Origin of the sequence: Streptomyces sp. HD (genome assembly GCF_028369295.1) — a bacterium.
In the GTDB taxonomy this organism is placed as follows: Bacteria; Actinomycetota; Actinomycetes; order Streptomycetales; family Streptomycetaceae; genus Streptomyces.
Genome location: NZ_JAQMYP010000002.1, coordinates 325,748 through 342,942, shown reverse-complemented (window position 1 = coordinate 342,942; position 17,195 = coordinate 325,748). Strand labels below are relative to the sequence as shown.

Genomic DNA, 17,195 nt, shown 5'->3' with positions numbered 1-17,195 from the left:
GCCACCGAGGCGGAGGAGGAGGCCGGCCGGGAGACGGTCGTCGTCGAGGTGGGCGGCAAGCGCCTGGAGGTCTCCCTCCCCGCCTCGCTCGGCATGACGCTGGCCCGCACCGGCCTGGCCGCGGGCGCCAAGCCCAAGCGCCGCGCCGCCAAGAAGTCCGGCCCCGCCGCCTCCGGCGACACCCTCGCCTCCCCGATGCAGGGCACGATCGTCAAGGTCGCGGTCGAGGAGGGCCAGGAGGTCAAGGAGGGCGACCTGATCGTCGTACTCGAAGCGATGAAGATGGAACAGCCGCTGAACGCGCACAAGTCCGGCACCATCAAGGGCCTGTCCGCGGAGGTCGGCGCCTCGCTCACGTCGGGCGCGGCCATCTGCGAGATCAAGGACTGAGTCGTACGACGTCCTGAGGCGCCCGGCGGACTGGAGCAGACAGTCCGCCGGGCGCCTCGTTTCCGAGGGCCGTTCGTCCTCGGTGGCATCCTGGAGGCACACCGGGCGTGAGAGAGGCAGGTGGGAGCCGTGGTGGGCGCGACCTCACGCGAGGATGCGGGGACCGGGGGCGCGGCGGCGACGGCCCAGCCGCGTGCCATGCGCGCGGATGCCCGCCGTAATCACGAGCGGCTGCTCACCGAGGCCCGCTCCGCCTTCGCCGAGCACGGCACGGACGCGTCCCTGGAGGACGTGGCCCGTCGGGCGGGCGTGGGCATCGGCACGCTCTACCGCCACTTCCCCAACCGCGACGCCCTGTTGAGCGCCGTCTTCGAGGACGCGGTCGGCGACCTGCTGACCCGCTCCCGCGAACTCCTCGACGCCCCGGAACCCTGCGCGGCCCTGGTGACCTGGCTCCGCGAGATGGTCACCCACGCCGGGGAGTACCGGGGCCTCGCCCACGCCCTGATGTCCGTCTCCCACGACAAGTCCTCGGCCCTCGCCCGCTGCAGCGACCCGATCAGAGAAGCGGGCGGCGCGCTGCTGGCAAGAGCCCAGAAGGCGGGAACGGTCCGCCCCGACGTGGCGATCGGAGACCTGCTCCAACTCACCCACGCGATCGCACTGGCGGCGGAGGAGACGCCGGGGGACTCGGAGTTGGCAGACAGGTTGCTACACCTGACGCTACGGGGCTTGACCGACAGTTGATGCCGGCGGGCCCAAGGGCAGTGCCCCAGGGGCGCGGGGAACTGCGCGACAAGCCACAACACCAGCCCGCACCCGCACACCACCACGAGCCCTGCGGCGAACAGGCGAACCTAACGCCGCCGCAAATCCGCGACGCGAGCCCGCTCCCGCTCGGCCCCTTGCTCACCCAGCACCGTCGCAGCAGCGGACCGCAACCCCGGCCCACCCGCGGAGGGACCCCGTCGCGGCCCCGGCAGAGCCGGACGCTGCTGACGCCGCGCCGGGACCTCGTCACCCCCCGGGTTCCCGGTCGCCCCGGCCACGGCGATCTGCACCCCCTGATCGGCGAGGGCCTGCAACTCGGTGTGGGCACGGTCGTCATGAGCCGGCGGATCATCGGTGACGAGCCGCGTGATGACATCGGTGGGCACCGTCTGGAACATCGTGTCCGTACCGAGCTTCGTGTGGTCGGCGAGGACGACGACCTCCGAGGCGGCCTGCACCAGTGCCCGGTCGACGGAGGCGGAGAGCATGTTGGACGTGGAGAGCCCGCGCTCGGCGGTGAGCCCGCTTCCGGAGAGGAAGGCCCGGGACACCCGCAGCCCTTGGAGGGACTGCTCGGCGCCACTGCCCACCAGCGCGTAGTTGGACCCGCGGAGCGTGCCGCCGGTCATGACGACCTCGACCCGGTTGGCATGGGCCAACGCCTGCGCCACCAGCAGTGAGTTGGTGACGACGGTCAGTCCGGGCACGCGCGCGAGCCGGCGCGCCAGCTCCTGTGTGGTGGTACCCGCCCCGACGACGATCGCCTCGCCCTCCTCCACGAAATTCGCGGCGAGGTCGGCGATGGCCGTCTTCTCGGCGGTCGCGAGATGTGATTTCTGCGGAAAGCCGGACTCCCGCGTGAACCCGCCCGGCAATACCGCACCGCCATGTCGGCGGTCGAGGAGTCCTTCTGCCTCCAGTGCGCGCACGTCCCGCCGTACGGTCACTTCGGAGGTCTGGACGACGCGGGCGAGCTCACGGAGCGACACGGCCCCGTTCGCTCGCACCATTTCGAGGATCAATTGGCGACGTTCTGCAGCGAACACGAAACTGACAGTAACCCCAACGACCGTCTGCTTTCAGCAGTTTGCGCCGAATAACAGAAGTTGTTCGTACGCAAGGGCGAGAAGTGGTATAGGGCCTAGTCCCGCCGCCTATGCCGCACGCATGCTCGACAACTCCCCGTGACCAGCGGGGAGTTGCTTCCGGTCGTCAGAGTTCGCCGCCGGACTTCCGGGTGTGCAACTGCCGTGCCACCTCGGCGATCGAGCCCGAAAGGGAGGGGTACACGGTGAAGGCGTTCGCGATCTGTTCGACCGTCAGATTGTTGTCGACCGCGATCGAGATCGGGTGGATCAGTTCCGAAGCGCGCGGCGAGACGACCACACCGCCGACCACGATGCCCGTACCCGGCCGGCAGAAGATCTTGACGAAGCCGTCCCGGATGCCCTGCATCTTGGCGCGCGGGTTGCGCAGCAGCGGCAGCTTGACGACGCGAGCGTCGATCTTGCCGGCGTCCACGTCGGCCTGGGAGTAGCCGACGGTGGCGATCTCGGGGTCGGTGAAGACGTTGGAGGAGACGGTCTTCAGGTTCAGCGGGGCCACGGCATCGCCCAGGAAGTGGTACATGGCGATACGTCCCTGCATGGCGGCGACGGACGCGAGGGCGAAGACGCCGGTGACGTCACCCGCGGCGTACACGCCCGGCGCGGTCGTCCGGGACACCTTGTCGGTCCAGATGTGCCCGGACTCGCGCAGCTTGACGCCGGCCTCCTCCAGACCCATGCCCTCGGAGTTCGGGATGGCACCGACGGCCATGAGGCAGTGGCTGCCGCTGATGACCCGCCCGTCGGCGAGGGTGACCTCGACCCGGTCACCGACCCGCTTGGCGGCGGCGGCGCGCGAGCGGGCCATGACGTTCATGCCACGACGCCGGAAGACGTCCTCCAGGACGGCCGCCGCGTCCGGGTCCTCACCCGGCAGCACGCGGTCCCGGGACGAGACGAGGGTGACCCGCGACCCGAGCGCCTGATAGGCGCCGGCGAACTCGGCACCGGTGACACCGGACCCGACCACGATGAGCTCTTCGGGCAGCTCGGTGAGGTCGTACACCTGGGTCCAGTTCAGGATCCGCTCACCGTCGGGCTGGGCGTCGGGCAGCTCACGCGGATGACCACCGGTGGCGATCAGAACCGCATCCGCGACGAGCGTCTCCTCGCTCCCGTCGGCGGCACGCACCACGACCTTCCGTGACCCGTCGAGGCCCTGCATGCCCTCCAGCCGGCCACGGCCGCGCATCACCCGCGCACCGGCGCGCGTGACGGAGGCGGTGATGTCGTGGGACTGCGCGAGCGCGAGCCGCTTGACACGCCGGTTGACCTTGCCCAGGTCGACGCCCACGACACGCGCGGGCGTGTCGATGTGCGGGGTGTCGTCGGCGACGATGATGCCCAGCTCCTCGTAGGAGGAGTCGAAGGTGGTCATCACCTCGGCCGTAGCGATAAGGGTCTTCGACGGCACGCAGTCGGTGAGCACCGACGCCCCGCCCAGACCGTCGCAGTCGACGACGGTCACCTCCGCGCCGAGCTGGGCGGCCACCAGGGCCGCCTCGTATCCGCCGGGTCCGCCACCGATGATCACGATCCGAGTCACGTACTCCATTGTCCCGCACGCCCCACCCTGCCACTGCCTGGGGGCCCGCCCGAGACACCACTGTTACGGGAGGGGCGGACGATTCGGCTGCCGTACCCTCTCTGCATGTCGCTCTACGCCGCGTACGCCGGCAATCTCGACGCGCGGCTGATGACCCGCCGCGCCCCCCACTCGCCGCTGCGCGCCACCGGCTGGCTGAACGGGTGGCGGCTGACGTTCGGCGGCGAGCAGCTCGGCTGGGAGGGCGCGCTGGCCACGCTCGTCGAGGACCCGATGGAGCAGGTCTTCGTCGCGCTGTACGACATCGCGCCGATGGACGAGGACTCACTGGACCGCTGGGAGGGCGTCGGTCTCGGCATATACCGGCGGCTCCGGGTCCGTGTACACACGCTGGAGGGCGAGGAGTCGGCGTGGGTGTACGTCCTGAACGCGTACGAGGGCGGACTGCCGTCGGCACGCTATCTGGGGGAGCTCGCGGACGCGGCGGAGTCGGCGGGAGCACCGCACGACTACGTGATGGAACTACGCAAACGCCCCTGCTGAGAACACTGAAGCCGCACCACCCTCTCCCGTCACACTCTTCGTTGGAAACGACAAGACAACGATCGCCATCCCGTGAGCTCTGTCATCTACGCGCGTAGGCCCAAACCGGCTACCCTCAGTCGCGTGAACGCATCTCTTCTTCCGGACGACATCCAGGGCGACCCTCACGCGGCCGCCGACGCCGCCGCCGCGCGCCTGCGCGAACTGACCGGCGCCGAGACCCACGACGTCGCCCTCGTGATGGGCTCCGGCTGGGCACCGGCCGTGGACGCCCTCGGCGCACCCGACGCCGAGTTCCAGGTCACCGAGCTGCCCGGATTCCCGCCGCCGGCGGTGGAAGGGCACGGCGGCAAGATCCGCTCCTACAAGATCGGCAACAAGCGCGCCCTGGTCTTCCTGGGCCGCACCCACTACTACGAGGGCCGCGGCGTGGCTGCCGTGTCCCACGGTGTCCGCACCGCGGTCGCGGCCGGCTGCAAGACGATCGTCCTCACCAACGGCTGCGGCGGCCTGCGCGAGGGCATGCGCCCCGGCCAGCCGGTCCTGATCAGCGACCACATCAACCTCACGGCCACCTCCCCCATCGTCGGCGCCAACTTCGTCGACCTCACCGACCTGTACTCCCCGCGCCTGCGCGCGCTGTGCAAGGAGATCGACCCCACGCTGGAGGAGGGCGTCTACGCCCAGTTCCCCGGCCCGCACTACGAGACGCCGGCCGAGATCCGCATGGCCCGCGTCATCGGCGCGGACCTGGTGGGCATGTCGACGGTCCTGGAGGCCATCGCCGCGCGCGAGGCGGGCGCCGAGGTCCTGGGCATCTCCCTGGTGACCAACCTGGCGGCCGGCATGACCGGCGAACCCCTCAACCACGAGGAGGTCCTCCAGGCCGGCCGTGACAGCGCGACGCAGATGGGTTCGCTGCTGGCGCAGGTTCTCGGCCGCCTGTAGAAGGGCATCGCCGACGGGGCTGCCTCGTCCTGTCGTATGGCGACCGCAGGCCCGTCGTGGCTTGTCGCGCGGTTCCCCGCGCCCCCGGGGGGGTGCAGGCGGCCTGCGCCAGGAACCGGCCGCAGTCGCCCACGGCGGGAAGGGGACGGGTCGGGGGGTGTCCGCCCGCAGCGGCGGGCGTCAAGAAACAGCACCTCTTGAGCCACAGCAACCGCCCGACCGAGGACGGACACCCCCCGACCCGGCCCGACCCACCACAAACCGCAGGCGCTCGGCGAACCCCCACCGCACAGCAACAGGCCGCCGCAGGCATAGACGCGCACCACCGACAACGAGAGGCTGACCCGCCGTGCACGACGATCTCATCGCCCGGGCCAAGACCTGGCTGGCCGAGGACCCCGACGCGGAGACCCGCGACGAACTCGCCAAGCTCATCGAGGCCGGCGACGTCACCGAGCTCTCGGACCGCTTCAGCGGCACCCTGCAGTTCGGCACCGCGGGCCTGCGCGGAGAAATCGGCGCCGGGCCCATGCGAATGAACCGCAGCGTCGTCATCCGCGCCGCGGCCGGCCTCGCCGCGTACCTCAAGAAGCAGGGCCACGACAACGGCCTGGTCGTCATCGGCTACGACGCCCGCCACAAGTCGGAGGACTTCGCCCGCGACACCGCCGCCGTCATGACCGGCGCCGGCCTGCGCGCCGCCGTACTCCCGCGCCCCCTCCCCACCCCCGTCCTCGCCTTCGCGATAAGGCACCTCGGCGCGGCAGCCGGCGTGGAGGTCACCGCCAGCCACAACCCGCCCCGCGACAACGGCTACAAGGTCTACCTCGGCGACGGCTCCCAGATCGTCCCGCCCGCGGACACGGACATCGCCGCCGAGATCGACGCGATCGCGAGCCTCGACGACGTCCCCCGCCCGACCGACGGCTGGGACACCCTGGACGACAGCGTCCTCGACGCCTACCTCGCCCGCACCGACGCGGTCCTCTCCCCGGACTCCCCCCGCACCGCCCGCACCGTCTACACGGCGATGCACGGCGTCGGCAAGGACGTCCTCCTCGCCGCCTTCGCCCGGGCCGGCTTCCCGACCCCGGGCCTCGTCGCCGAGCAGGCCGACCCCGACCCGGACTTCCCCACCGTCGCCTTCCCCAACCCGGAAGAGCCCGGCGCGATGGACCTGGCCTTCGCGAAGGCCCGCGAGACGAACCCCGACCTGATCATCGCCAACGACCCCGACGCCGACCGCTGCGCCGTGGCGGTGAAGGACGGCGAGGACTGGCGCATGCTGCGCGGCGACGAGGTCGGCGCCCTGCTCGCCGCGCACCTGGTCGACCGCGGAGCACAGGGCACCTTCGCCGAGTCGATCGTCTCCTCCTCCCTCCTCGGCCGTATCGCCGAGAAGGCGAACCTCCCCCACGAGGAGACCCTCACCGGCTTCAAGTGGATCGCCCGGGTCGAGAACCTCCGCTACGGCTACGAGGAGGCCCTCGGCTACTGCGTCGACCCCGAGGGCGTACGCGACAAGGACGGCATCACGGCGGCCCTCCTGATCACCGAACTCGCGTCCGCCCTAAAGGCGGAGAGCCGCACCCTCCTGGACCTCCTGGACGACCTCGCCGTGGAGCACGGCCTGCACGCCACCGACCAGCTCTCGGTCCGCGTCCAGGACCTGTCGGTCATCGCGAACGCGATGCGCCGGCTCCGCGAGCAGCCGCCCACGCGGCTCGCCGGCCTGGCCATCACCCGCGCCGAGGACCTCACCCGGGGCACGGAGACGCTCCCGCCCACCGACGGCCTGCGCTACACGCTCGACGGCGCCCGCGTCATCGTCCGCCCCAGCGGTACCGAGCCCAAGCTGAAGTGCTACCTGGAGGTCGTGGTCCCGGTGGCGACGCACGCCGACCTCCCGGCGGCCCGCACCAAGGCGACGGCCCTGCTGGCGACGATCAAGCAGGACCTGTCGACGGCGGCAGGCATCTGAATTTCGGGAACACGTACCCGATCCTCGGGAACAGGTGTCCGAACCTGAGAAACCCGGCGAGCCGCCATGCCCGCCCCCGACGGGGTGCCCCCATCCGGAGGCACCCCGTCGGGTGATTTCTCCAGGACGATTGACCCGGGCTCCACGCCCCACCCCACCACCCGGGCAACGGTGGAGCGGAAACGCACCACCGAATCGCCTGGAGCCGCCGTGTCCACGACCGCATCCCGGCCCACACCCCGAACGACCACCACCCCCGGCGCCGCACCGGAGCAGCCACAGCGACCAGCACGCGCCCCACGCGCCTTCACCCCCCGCGCGCACGTCCACCACGCCCTGCACGCCCTGCGCCACGCAGCCCCCGCCCTCCTCGCCTACCTCGCCGTACGCGGCACGGGCCTGCTGCTCCTCACCGTCTGGGCGCACCGCCAACGGCACGGCGTCTGGCCGATCCTGGCGACGCAGTGGGACGCCGACTGGTACCTCGGCATCGCCGACCACGGCTACGCCCACGAACTCGGCACCGCACCGAGCGCCAACAACCTGGCCTTCTTCCCGCTCTACCCCACCCTCGTGAAGGCGTTCGCCGCGCTCACCCCGGGCACCCGCGCGAGCACCGGACTCGCCATCGCCGTCATCGCCTCCCTCGTCGCCGCGTGGGGCGTCTTCGCGGTCGGCGACCGGCTGCACGGCCGCCGTGCCGGCATCCTCCTCACCACCCTGTGGGCGGCGCTCCCGGTCGGCCTGGTGCAGTGGATGGGGTACACCGAGTCCCTGTTCACGGCGCTCGCGGCCTGGTCCCTGTACGCCGTGCTCACCGGCCGTCTCCTCACCGCGGCCGGCCTGGCGGCGCTGGCGGGCCTCACCCGCCCGACCGGCGTCGCGGTGGCGGCAGCGGTCACCGCGGCGGCGCTGCTCGCCCTGCGCCGCCGCTTCTCCCTCCGCACCCTGGCGGCCGCCGCGATCGCGCCGCTCGGCTGGTGCGGATACGTCGGCTGGGTGGGCCTGCGCGTGGGCCGCTGGGACGGCTACTTCGCCGTACAGCGGCTCTGGCACAACGAGCTGGACGGCGGCCTGGAGACCCTGCGCTGGATGCGGCGCCTGCTCGTGTACGACTCGACGCCCGAGCTGTTCCTGGTGATGGTGACGCTCACGCTGATCGCGTCGGTGGCGCTGTTCGGGCTGTCGCTGTGGGACCGCCAGCCGGTGCCGCTGCTGGTCTTCGCGGCCGTACTGCTGACGATCGTCCTGGGCAGCGGCGGCGTCTACTTCCCCCGCGCCCGCTTCCTCCTCCCCGCCTTCCCCCTCCTCCTCCCCCTCGCCCTACGCCTCTCCCACGCCTCCAGCCGCTACCGCACCCTGACCCTCACCGCGGCCGTGGCCGGCTCGGCGTACTGCAGCGCGTACATGACGCTGGTGTGGCCCAGCGCGCCGTGAATCAGCGGAGCGGGCCGGTGCAGGGCAAGGTGCCTCTCCCACGCCTCCAGCCGCTACCGCACCCTGACCCTCACCGCGGCCGTGGCCGGCTCGGCGTACTGCAGCGCGTACATGGCGCTGGTGTGGCCCAGCGCGCCGTGAATCAGCGGAGCGGGCCGGTGCAGGGCAAGGTGCCTCTCCCACGCCTCCAGCCGCTACCGCACCCTGACCCTCACCGCGGCGGTAGCCGGCTCGGCGTACTGCAGCGCGTACATGGCGCTGGTGTGGCCCAGCGCGCCGTGAATCAGCGGGGCGGGCCGGTGCAGGGCAAGGTGCGCCGCCACAGGGACCGGTCGTGCGATCGATGCTCCAGGGCTAGCGGAGACACCAGTGGGCGGTCAGCCGGCCCCGACACACCCCGGCCGGCCGTTCAGCCCCACACCATCACCGCCACCCACCCCAACCCCACGAGCACCGCGAGCGGCCACAGCGCGCGCCCGCGCTGCCGCTCGTCGCTCACCCCGGCCGGCCGGGCGGCGGGGTCCTGCCACATCGCCGTGATCTCGGTGGCGACTCGGTCGTAGGGGTGGACGAGGCCCAGTTTCCGCTCCAGCCGACGCCAGCGGAGGGTGCTCACCGACCACGCGCCGAGGAGACTCCCCCGGCTGCCGATCCTCAGCTCGGCGCCCTTGCACTCGACGGCCCGCACGTCGTCCCACACGAGCTGACGCGGCCCGCCCAGCCCGTTGAACCACAGCCCCTCACGGTCGGCGGTGACCTGCCAGGCGAGCCGGCGCGGCACCATCGCGGCGACGGCGAACCCGAGCAACGCGCCGAAGACGTACCGCCAGAGCCCGCTCTCGCTCACGAAGAGGACCAGCACCCATCCCACCCCCAACGCCACCGTGAGCCAGTCGGACCACCCGGCCCGCCACCGCCGTACCTCCACGGCTCCCTGCCCACGCAGCCGCCCGGCGAGATCCTCGACGGCCTCCCGCCGCCGAGCCTCGTCCGCCACCGCACGCTTCTCACCGGCGATCCGACGCCGTACGGCCCCCTCGGTCAACGGCCGTACGGGCCCCGAGGACCGCTCCACGACCGGCGACTCGTCCAGCTCCCCCGCGGCGATGAGGAGCTGCACCTCGGCGCCGTCGTAGGGCAGCCCGTACAGGACGGCTTCCCGCAGGGGTCCGGCCTGGTCGTGGTCGAGCCGGTCGAGGAGTTCCTGCATCTCCTCGTCACCGCCCTCGTCACCGCCCTCGTCGCAGTCCTCACCACTGCCCTCGGCCTCACCCTCGCCGTCCTCGCTCCCCTTCTCGCCCTCGCCCTCGTCCTCGTCAAGCACCGACGTGGCGACAATGAACAGCGGCCGCACCGCCTCCAGGTCATCAGCGGCGTACACCTCGGTATCGATGTCCTTGTTCACCCGCATCAGCACCCGCAGCACCGGCACAGGCTCCCGGCGCAGCCCCGCCGCCCGCCCCCGCCCGAGCGCGGCGGACAGCAGCACGGTGACGCCGAGCCCGGCGACGAACCAGCCGACAGCAGAGGCGGCCTGCCGGTCGTCGGCGAGCTCCCAACCTCCGGAGCCGACCAGCACGGCACCGGCCACGAGCGGTACGGCCCCGACCCAGACAAGGAACTTCCCGCGCCCAAGTCGCGCACCGCCGTCCGGCAGGGCGCCGGTCACGCCCCCGGCGGCAGCCCGGGCCGCCTCCCGCTGTCGCCTCCTCGCGACGAGCCGCAGTACGGCGGCCACCCACAACACAACGAGGCCGGCCACGACAGCCGCCCGCACCGCCCAGGCCAGGGCGTCCCCCTGAACCAGCACGACCACGACCAGCGCGGGCGCCGCCACCGGCACGGCCTCGGGTCGTACCACCGCCCAGAGGAGCTGCAGGGCGACACCCGCGGCCACCCACCCCCGCACCCCACCGGACAGCGCCAGCCCTCCGGCCAGCGCACCGGCGGCCGGCACGAGGGCCACCACAGCGGCCGGACGCAACCGCACCGGCACCCAGCGGGGCGGCAGGGCACCGCTCCAGCGCCGGGCCTGCTCACCGTCCCAGGGGAGACAGCCGTCGGGGATCGCGGAGGCGGGCAGCGAGCGGGGTTGCTGAAGATTCGTAGTCATCGCTTGCCAGACGAGCGGATCACGCACGTGGTTGCTCCACGCACCCGCGGGTCTCAGGACATGGCGAGGCCCGTCTTAGAGCATGGCGAGGCAGGGGTCCTGGACCATGGCGAGGCGGGGTCCTGGACCATGGCGAGGCGGGCCTCAGGACACGGCGAGCAAGATCAGCAGCAACACAAACCCGGCGACGACCGGCCCGATCACCTCATAGGCCCACCGCACGGTCACCTCACCCTGAGCGGACTCCGCGTCCCCCCGGTGCTCCAGCAGTTCCCGCAGGTCGGCCATGACCTGGTCGGCGTCGGACCGCACCAGACCATGCGCGTCCGTGTCCGTCCCGGGCGCGTCGAACCCGAACTCTCCGAGCCCCGTGCCCCCGCCTCCACGACCTCCCCGGTCGCCCCGCGCGGGAGTGTTCCGCTCGGCGGCCGCCCGGGCCAACCGGCGCGCCGCCCTCTTGCGGGCCCGCAGCGAGACCGGGACCGCCCAGAGCTGGAACTTGGTGCCGGCGTTGTCGACGACCTCGTTGGAGTAACCGGACCGCAGCGCGGCGATCTGCCCCCAGGGCAGCACGATCACCCGGAGCGGGTTGCGGATGCGCAGCCGGTCGTCGTTGGCGTAGACGGCGGGGCGCAGGGTGAACGCGGAGACCAGCGGCACGATGAGGATCAGTGCGGCGAGGGCCAGCCACTGCGTGCGGCCTTCGCCCCGGATCAGCGCGTCGATGCCGAGCCAGAGCGCGATGGCCAGCATCAGGACGCCGCCCGCGATGCCCATGTGCGAGCGGTAGACCCGGTCCTTCAGGGCGGGGTCCGGGGTGGGGGGCTGCTGCTCCGGGGTGGTCATGGGCTCGATTCTGCCGTACGCCTGCGGCGGCCCGGCCGACCGCCTGTGCGCCGCGGGGGGTTCGCATGGTGCGCGAGTGCGGGTTGTCCGTGGCTGGTCGCGCCCACGCGGCGGAGCCGCATATCGATACAGCCCCGCGCCCCTTGAGGGCGTGGCAGCCCCCGGCGCTGCGAGAACCGTCTCTCCCGGGTAGAGAGACGTGCCCTCGGGGTGTACAGCCGCTACGCGCGTAGATATGCTCGTCTGGTGACCATGCCCACCAATGCATCTGCCGCAGCTCACGCACTCGCGGACGTCACCGCGTCCGACAGCACGCTGCGCCGCTTCCTCCACGGGCTGCCCGGTGTCGACGCGGTCGGCCTGGAGGCGCGGGCCGCGTCCCTCGGTACCCGTTCCATCAAGACGACCGCCAAGGCGTACGCCATCGACCTCGCCATCTCGATGGTCGACCTGACGACGCTGGAAGGCGCGGACACCCCGGGCAAGGTCCGGGCGCTCGGCGCCAAGGCGGTCCACCCCGACCCGACCGACCGCACGACCCCGGCGACCGCGGCCGTCTGCGTCTATCCCGACATGGTGGCCACCGCGAAGGAGGCCGTCGCCGGGTCCGGCGTGAAGGTCGCCTCCGTGGCCACCGCGTTCCCGGCCGGGCGCGCCGCCCTCGGTGTGAAGCTGGCCGACGTGCGCGACGCCGTCTCGGCCGGCACGGACGAGGTCGACATGGTCATCGACCGCGGGGCGTTCCTCGCGGGCGACTACATGAAGGTGTACGACGAGATCGTCGCCGTGAAGGAGACCTGCGGGGCGGCCCGCCTCAAGGTCATCTTCGAGACCGGCGAGCTGTCGACGTACGACAACATCCGCCGCGCGAGCTGGCTCGGCATGCTGGCGGGCGCCGACTTCATCAAGACGTCCACCGGCAAGGTCGCCGTGAACGCCACCCCCGCGAACACGCTCCTTATGCTGGAAGCGGTGCGGGACTTCCGTGCCCAGACCGGCATCCAGGTCGGCGTGAAGCCGGCCGGCGGGATCCGGACGACCAAGGACGCCATCAAGTTCCTCGTGCTGGTCAACGAGACCGCCGGCCAGGACTGGCTGGACAACCACTGGTTCCGCTTCGGCGCCTCCTCGCTGCTGAACGACCTGCTGATGCAGCGTCAGAAGCTGGCCACCGGCCGCTACTCCGGCCCCGACTACGTGACGGTGGACTGAGACCCATGACCATGGAAAACCTGTCTTCGGTATTCGAATACGCACCGGCCCCCGAGTCGCGCGCGATCGTCGACATCGCGCCGTCGTACGGCCTGTTCATCGACGGCGAGTTCACGGAGGCGGCCGACGGCAAGGTCTTCAAGACCGTCTCGCCGTCGTCCGAGGAGGTCCTCTCCGAGATCGCCCAGGCGGGCGAGGCGGACGTGGACCGCGCGGTCAAGGCCGCCCGCAAGGCCTTCGAGAAGTGGTCGGCGCTGCCCGGCACGGAGCGCGCGAAGTACCTGTTCCGCATCGCCCGGATCATCCAGGAGCGGGCCCGCGAGCTCGCCGTCCTGGAGACCCTGGACAACGGCAAGCCGATCAAGGAGACCCGTGACGCGGACCTCCCCCTGGTCGCCGCGCACTTCTTCTACTACGCGGGCTGGGCCGACAAGCTCGGCCACGCCGGCTTCGGCGCCGACCCCAGGCCCCTCGGTGTGGCCGGCCAGGTCATCCCCTGGAACTTCCCGCTGCTGATGCTGGCGTGGAAGATCGCCCCGGCGCTCGCGACCGGCAACACGGTCGTCCTGAAGCCCGCCGAGACGACACCCCTCTCCGCGCTCTTCTTCGCGGACATCTGCCGCCAGGCGGGCCTGCCCAAGGGCGTCGTCAACATCCTTCCGGGATACGGCGACGCGGGCGCCGCGGTCGTCGCGCACCCGGACGTGAACAAGGTCGCCTTCACCGGCTCCACCGCGGTCGGCAAGGAGATCGCCCGGACCGTCGCCGGCACCCGCAAGAAGCTCACCCTGGAGCTGGGCGGCAAGGGCGCCAACATCGTCTTCGACGACGCCCCGATCGACCAGGCGGTGGAGGGGATCGTCAACGGGATCTTCTTCAACCAGGGCCAGGTCTGCTGCGCGGGCAGCCGTCTGCTGGTCCAGGAGTCGATCCAGGACGAGCTGCTGGACTCCCTCAAGCGCAGGCTCTCCACGCTCCGCCTCGGCGACCCGCTGGACAAGAACACGGACATCGGCGCGATCAACTCCGAGGAGCAGCTCTCCCGCATCACCTCGCTCGTCGAGCAGGGCGAGGCGGAGGGCGCCGAGCGCTGGTCCCCGGCCTGCGAGCTCCCCTCGTCCGGCTACTGGTTCGCCCCGACGCTCTTCACGAACGTCACCCAGGCGCACCGGATCGCCCGCGACGAGATCTTCGGCCCGGTGCTGTCGGTCCTGACCTTCCGTACCCCGGACGAGGCGGTGGCCAAGGCGAACAACACGCCGTACGGCCTGTCGGCGGGCATCTGGACGGAGAAGGGCTCGCGCATCCTGGCGGTGGCGAACAAGCTCCGTGCGGGCGTCGTCTGGTCCAACACGTTCAACAAGTTCGACCCGACCTCGCCGTTCGGCGGCTACAAGGAGTCGGGCTTCGGCCGCGAGGGCGGCCGCCACGGCCTGGAGGCGTACCTCGATGTCTGACAAGTCCGAGCAGCAGCGCCTGAGCGTCTTCAAGACCTACAAGCTGTACGTCGGCGGGAAGTTCCCTCGTTCCGAAAGCGGCCGGGTGTACGAAGTGACCGACTCGAAGGGCAACTGGCTGGCGAACGTCCCGCTGTCCTCCCGCAAGGACGCCCGTGACGCCGTGGTCGCCGCGCGCAAGGCGTTCGGCGGCTGGTCCGGTGCCACGGCGTACAACCGGGGCCAGATCCTCTACCGCATCGCCGAGATGCTGGAGGGCCGCCGCGAGCAGTACGTCCGTGAGGTCTCCGACGCCGAGGGCCTGTCGAAGTCGAAGGCGGCGGCGCAGGTCGACGCGGCGATCGACCGCTGGGTCTGGTACGCGGGCTGGACGGACAAGATCGCCCAGGTCGTGGGCGGCGGCAACCCGGTGGCCGGCCCGTACTTCAACATCTCCTCCCCCGAACCGACCGGCGTGGTGGCCGTGCTGGCCCCGCAGGAGTCGTCGTTCCTGGGCCTGGTCTCGGTCGTCGCCCCGGTGATCGCCACGGGCAACACGGCGATCGTGGTGGCGTCGGAGAAGTCCCCGCTGCCCGCCCTCTCCCTGGGCGAGGTACTGGCCACCTCCGACCTGCCCGGCGGCGTGGTCAACGTCCTGTCCGGCCGTACGGCGGAGATCGCGACGCCGCTCGCCGCCCACCAGGACGTCAACGCGATCGACCTCGCGGGCGCCGACGACGTACTGGCGAAGGAGCTGGAGATCGCCGCGGCGGACAACCTCAAGCGCGTCCTGCGTCCACAGCCTGTGGACGACGCCGACTGGTCGGCCACCCCCGGCACCGACCGCATGACGGCGTTCCTGGAGACCAAGACGGTCTGGCACCCGACGGGTTCGCTGGGCGCGTCGGGCTCCTCGTACTGAGCCCCGACGGCAACCTGGACCGGAGAGCCGCGTTTCCCCGCCGTCCCGGGGAAGCGCGGCTCTCTGCCGCACTACGCCCGTGGCACAGGGTAGCCGGGGGAACGCGGGATGTAGTCGAGGTGTGACGCGCGCTGCAAACGCGGTACGCCGGGTCGTTCCCCGGCCCGCCCATGCCTCACACTGGTGTCCCGTGAGTTCCCAACCGCCCATACCGACGCGAGTCGTGCTGCTCTGCGGCCCTTCCGGCTCCGGCAAGTCCCTGCTCGCCGCCCGCTCCGGTCTTCCGGTACTGCGGCTCGACGACTTCTACAAAGAGGGCGACGACCCGACGCTGCCGCAGGTCCCCGGGAGCTCCGACATCGACTGGGACCACCCCGACTCGTGGGACGCCGACACGGCCGTCGCGGCGATCGTGGAACTGTGCCGCACGGGCCGTACGAGCGTTCCGCTGTACGACATCTCGCTCAGCGCCCGCACCGGCGAGGAGGCCGTCGAGATCGGCCGTACGCCCCTGTTCATCGCGGAAGGCATCTTCGCGGCGGAGATCGTGAACCGCTGCCGTGATCTCGGCGTACTGGCCGACGCGCTCTGTCTGAGCCGCGGCCCGGTGAAGACCTTCCGCCGCCGGTTCCTGCGCGACCTGAAGGAGGGCCGCAAGTCGGTGCCCTTCCTGTTGCGCCGCGGCTGGCGCCTGATGCGCCTGGAACGCTCGATCATCGCCCGCCAGACCGCCCTCGGCGCCCACGCCTGTGACCGCGACGAGGCCCTGGGCCGCCTCACCGCTGCCGCGGCGGGCCGCTGCCCGGCGGCGAACACGGCGCAGCCGGCCTCCTGAACCCAGGGCGGCCGTACCCCTCCGGAACGCACGAAGAACGGGACTGGACGGACCCCCCGGCCCTCCAGCCCCGCTCTCGTTGTGCTCCCCCATCGTCCCCCGTGGGTGAGCATCCCCCGATTCCCCCATCAGGTCCCCCGTTGGCCCCCCGGCCCCCGTGGGTCCCCCCACTTGTTACCGCTCCCCCGCGGTCCCCCCGAACCTTCAGGCGACAAGCTCCCCGAAGGCGTCCTCCTCGTCACGGCCGAAGCTGAGGACCTCGTCCTCGCGCAGCCGGCGGAGTGACCGCCAGATGCTGGACTTCACCGTGCCGACACTGATGTCGAGGATGTCCGCGATCTCCGGGTCGGTGCGGCCCTCGTAGTAGCGCAGGACCAGCATCGTGCGCTGGAGTTCGGGCAGCCGGGCCAGCGCCTGCCACAGGACCGCGCGCAGCTCGGTGCCGCGCATCGCGTCCGTGTCGCCGGGCGTCTCCGGCAGTTCCTCGGTCGGGTACTCGTTCAGCTTGCGGCGGCGCCACGCGCTGATGTGCAGGTTCGTCATCGTCCGCCGCAGGTAGCCCCCGACTGCGGCCTTGTCACTGATCCGGTCCCAGGCCTTGTACGTCGAGAACAGCGCGCTCTGCAGCAGGTCCTCGGCCTCGAAGCGGTCCCCGGTCAGGTGGTAGGCGGTTGCGTACAGGGAGGCGCGGCGCTCCTGGACGTAGGCGGTGAACTCCGCCTCCGACAGCGAGCGACGACGCTCCCCCGAGTCCTCCCTGTACGCGGCTCCCCCGTGCGGTTCCCCCGTGAAACCGTCAACCACCGTCATGTACGCGGTGTGCTGACGCCCGGTGCCGCGAGCGCACCCCCGCCCGCTCACGGCACCGGACTTCTCGGAACCCCGGCCCCCGTTCACGTCGTGCAGACGCGTGATCACTGCGCTGGTGCTGGTGCCGTGCAGCGTATTCATCTCGCGCCCCCCGTCGTGGACTTCCGGTGTTCTGCTTGGTGCGGCTTGCTGTCCTGCGTCCTGCTGTCTTGCCTGTGCCGAAAAGCTTGCCCGGGCACCTTCATGGCCGTGTCCGCCGACTGTCACAGAGCTGTCACAGGGGCCTGTGTCAGAGGTCC

The 17,195-nt window shown here is 71.5% G+C and carries 15 protein-coding genes and 1 pseudogene; 10 read left to right on the top strand and 6 right to left on the bottom strand.

What is annotated here, in order from left to right; genetic code table 11:
• Nucleotides 1-390: acetyl-CoA carboxylase biotin carboxyl carrier protein subunit (locus POF73_RS03450; protein WP_272112899.1), on the top strand; the 390-nt coding region annotated here is incomplete at its 5' end.
• 198 nt (nucleotides 391-588) lie between these two features.
• Nucleotides 589-1,137 carry a TetR/AcrR family transcriptional regulator gene (locus tag POF73_RS03445; RefSeq protein WP_272112919.1) on the top strand — a complete coding sequence of 183 codons (549 nt, stop codon included), beginning with the start codon at nucleotides 589-591 and terminating at the stop codon, nucleotides 1,135-1,137.
• A gap of 110 nt (nucleotides 1,138-1,247) precedes the next feature.
• Here the strand turns inward: POF73_RS03445 and POF73_RS03440 are convergent, their stop codons facing one another.
• Nucleotides 1,248-2,207, bottom strand: coding sequence for a DeoR/GlpR family DNA-binding transcription regulator (locus POF73_RS03440; RefSeq protein WP_272112898.1), 960 nt, complete (start codon nucleotides 2,205-2,207; stop codon nucleotides 1,248-1,250).
• A 166-nt stretch (nucleotides 2,208-2,373) separates the two neighbouring features.
• A pseudogene (locus POF73_RS03435) lies at nucleotides 2,374-3,828 on the bottom strand (NAD(P)H-quinone dehydrogenase); the annotation flags it as partial.
• A gap of 90 nt (nucleotides 3,829-3,918) precedes the next feature.
• Here POF73_RS03435 and POF73_RS03430 point away from each other — a divergent pair.
• The 4 genes from POF73_RS03430 to POF73_RS03415 all read left to right on the top strand — a co-directional run bounded on the left by POF73_RS03430 (nucleotide 3,919) and on the right by POF73_RS03415 (nucleotide 8,722).
• Nucleotides 3,919-4,356 (top strand): gamma-glutamylcyclotransferase, encoded by a 438-nt coding sequence (locus POF73_RS03430; protein ID WP_272112897.1) that lies wholly within the window; start codon nucleotides 3,919-3,921, stop codon nucleotides 4,354-4,356.
• Nucleotides 4,357-4,479: 123 nt separating this feature from the next.
• Nucleotides 4,480-5,304 carry a purine-nucleoside phosphorylase gene (locus tag POF73_RS03425; protein WP_272112896.1) on the top strand — a complete coding sequence of 275 codons (825 nt, stop codon included), beginning with the start codon at nucleotides 4,480-4,482 and terminating at the stop codon, nucleotides 5,302-5,304.
• A gap of 349 nt (nucleotides 5,305-5,653) precedes the next feature.
• On the top strand, nucleotides 5,654-7,285 hold the full coding sequence (locus POF73_RS03420; RefSeq protein WP_272112895.1) for a phospho-sugar mutase: 1,632 nt from the start codon (nucleotides 5,654-5,656) through the stop codon (nucleotides 7,283-7,285).
• Nucleotides 7,286-7,495: 210 nt separating this feature from the next.
• Entirely contained in the window at nucleotides 7,496-8,722 is a 1,227-nt protein-coding gene (locus POF73_RS03415) for a hypothetical protein (RefSeq protein ID WP_443049401.1), read from the top strand.
• A 194-nt stretch (nucleotides 8,723-8,916) separates the two neighbouring features.
• Here the strand turns inward: POF73_RS03415 and POF73_RS03410 are convergent, their stop codons facing one another.
• The 3 genes from POF73_RS03410 to POF73_RS03400 all read right to left on the bottom strand — a co-directional run bounded on the left by POF73_RS03410 (nucleotide 8,917) and on the right by POF73_RS03400 (nucleotide 11,681).
• A complete protein-coding gene (locus POF73_RS03410; protein ID WP_272112894.1) occupies nucleotides 8,917-9,045 on the bottom strand; it encodes a hypothetical protein in 129 nt (42 codons plus the stop codon).
• 86 nt (nucleotides 9,046-9,131) lie between these two features.
• Nucleotides 9,132-10,835, bottom strand: a complete 1,704-nt coding sequence (locus POF73_RS03405; protein WP_272112893.1) for a hypothetical protein — start codon at nucleotides 10,833-10,835, stop codon at nucleotides 9,132-9,134.
• 144 nt (nucleotides 10,836-10,979) lie between these two features.
• A complete protein-coding gene (locus tag POF73_RS03400) occupies nucleotides 10,980-11,681 on the bottom strand; it encodes a PH domain-containing protein (protein WP_272112892.1) in 702 nt (233 codons plus the stop codon).
• A gap of 252 nt (nucleotides 11,682-11,933) precedes the next feature.
• Between POF73_RS03400 and deoC the strand changes: the two genes are divergently transcribed.
• The 4 genes from deoC (at nucleotide 11,934) to POF73_RS03380 (ending at nucleotide 16,086) form a co-directional block, all read left to right on the top strand.
• Nucleotides 11,934-12,893, top strand: a complete 960-nt coding sequence (gene deoC / locus POF73_RS03395; RefSeq protein WP_272112917.1) for a deoxyribose-phosphate aldolase — start codon at nucleotides 11,934-11,936, stop codon at nucleotides 12,891-12,893.
• 20 nt (nucleotides 12,894-12,913) lie between these two features.
• Entirely contained in the window at nucleotides 12,914-14,350 is a 1,437-nt protein-coding gene (locus POF73_RS03390; RefSeq protein ID WP_272112916.1) for an aldehyde dehydrogenase family protein, read from the top strand.
• Nucleotides 14,343-15,251, top strand: a complete 909-nt coding sequence (locus POF73_RS03385; protein WP_272112891.1) for an aldehyde dehydrogenase family protein — start codon at nucleotides 14,343-14,345, stop codon at nucleotides 15,249-15,251. The genes POF73_RS03390 and POF73_RS03385 overlap by 8 nt, the downstream gene beginning before the upstream one ends.
• Before the next feature lie 190 nt (nucleotides 15,252-15,441).
• The gene (locus POF73_RS03380; protein WP_272112890.1) at nucleotides 15,442-16,086 is read left to right on the top strand and encodes a uridine kinase family protein; all 645 of its coding nucleotides are present in this window, start codon (nucleotides 15,442-15,444) and stop codon (nucleotides 16,084-16,086) included.
• 204 nt (nucleotides 16,087-16,290) lie between these two features.
• On the opposite strand, the gene POF73_RS03375 is transcribed toward POF73_RS03380, so the two are convergent.
• Entirely contained in the window at nucleotides 16,291-17,037 is a 747-nt protein-coding gene (locus POF73_RS03375) for a SigE family RNA polymerase sigma factor (protein WP_272112889.1), read from the bottom strand.
• Nucleotides 17,038-17,195 lie beyond the last annotated feature (158 nt).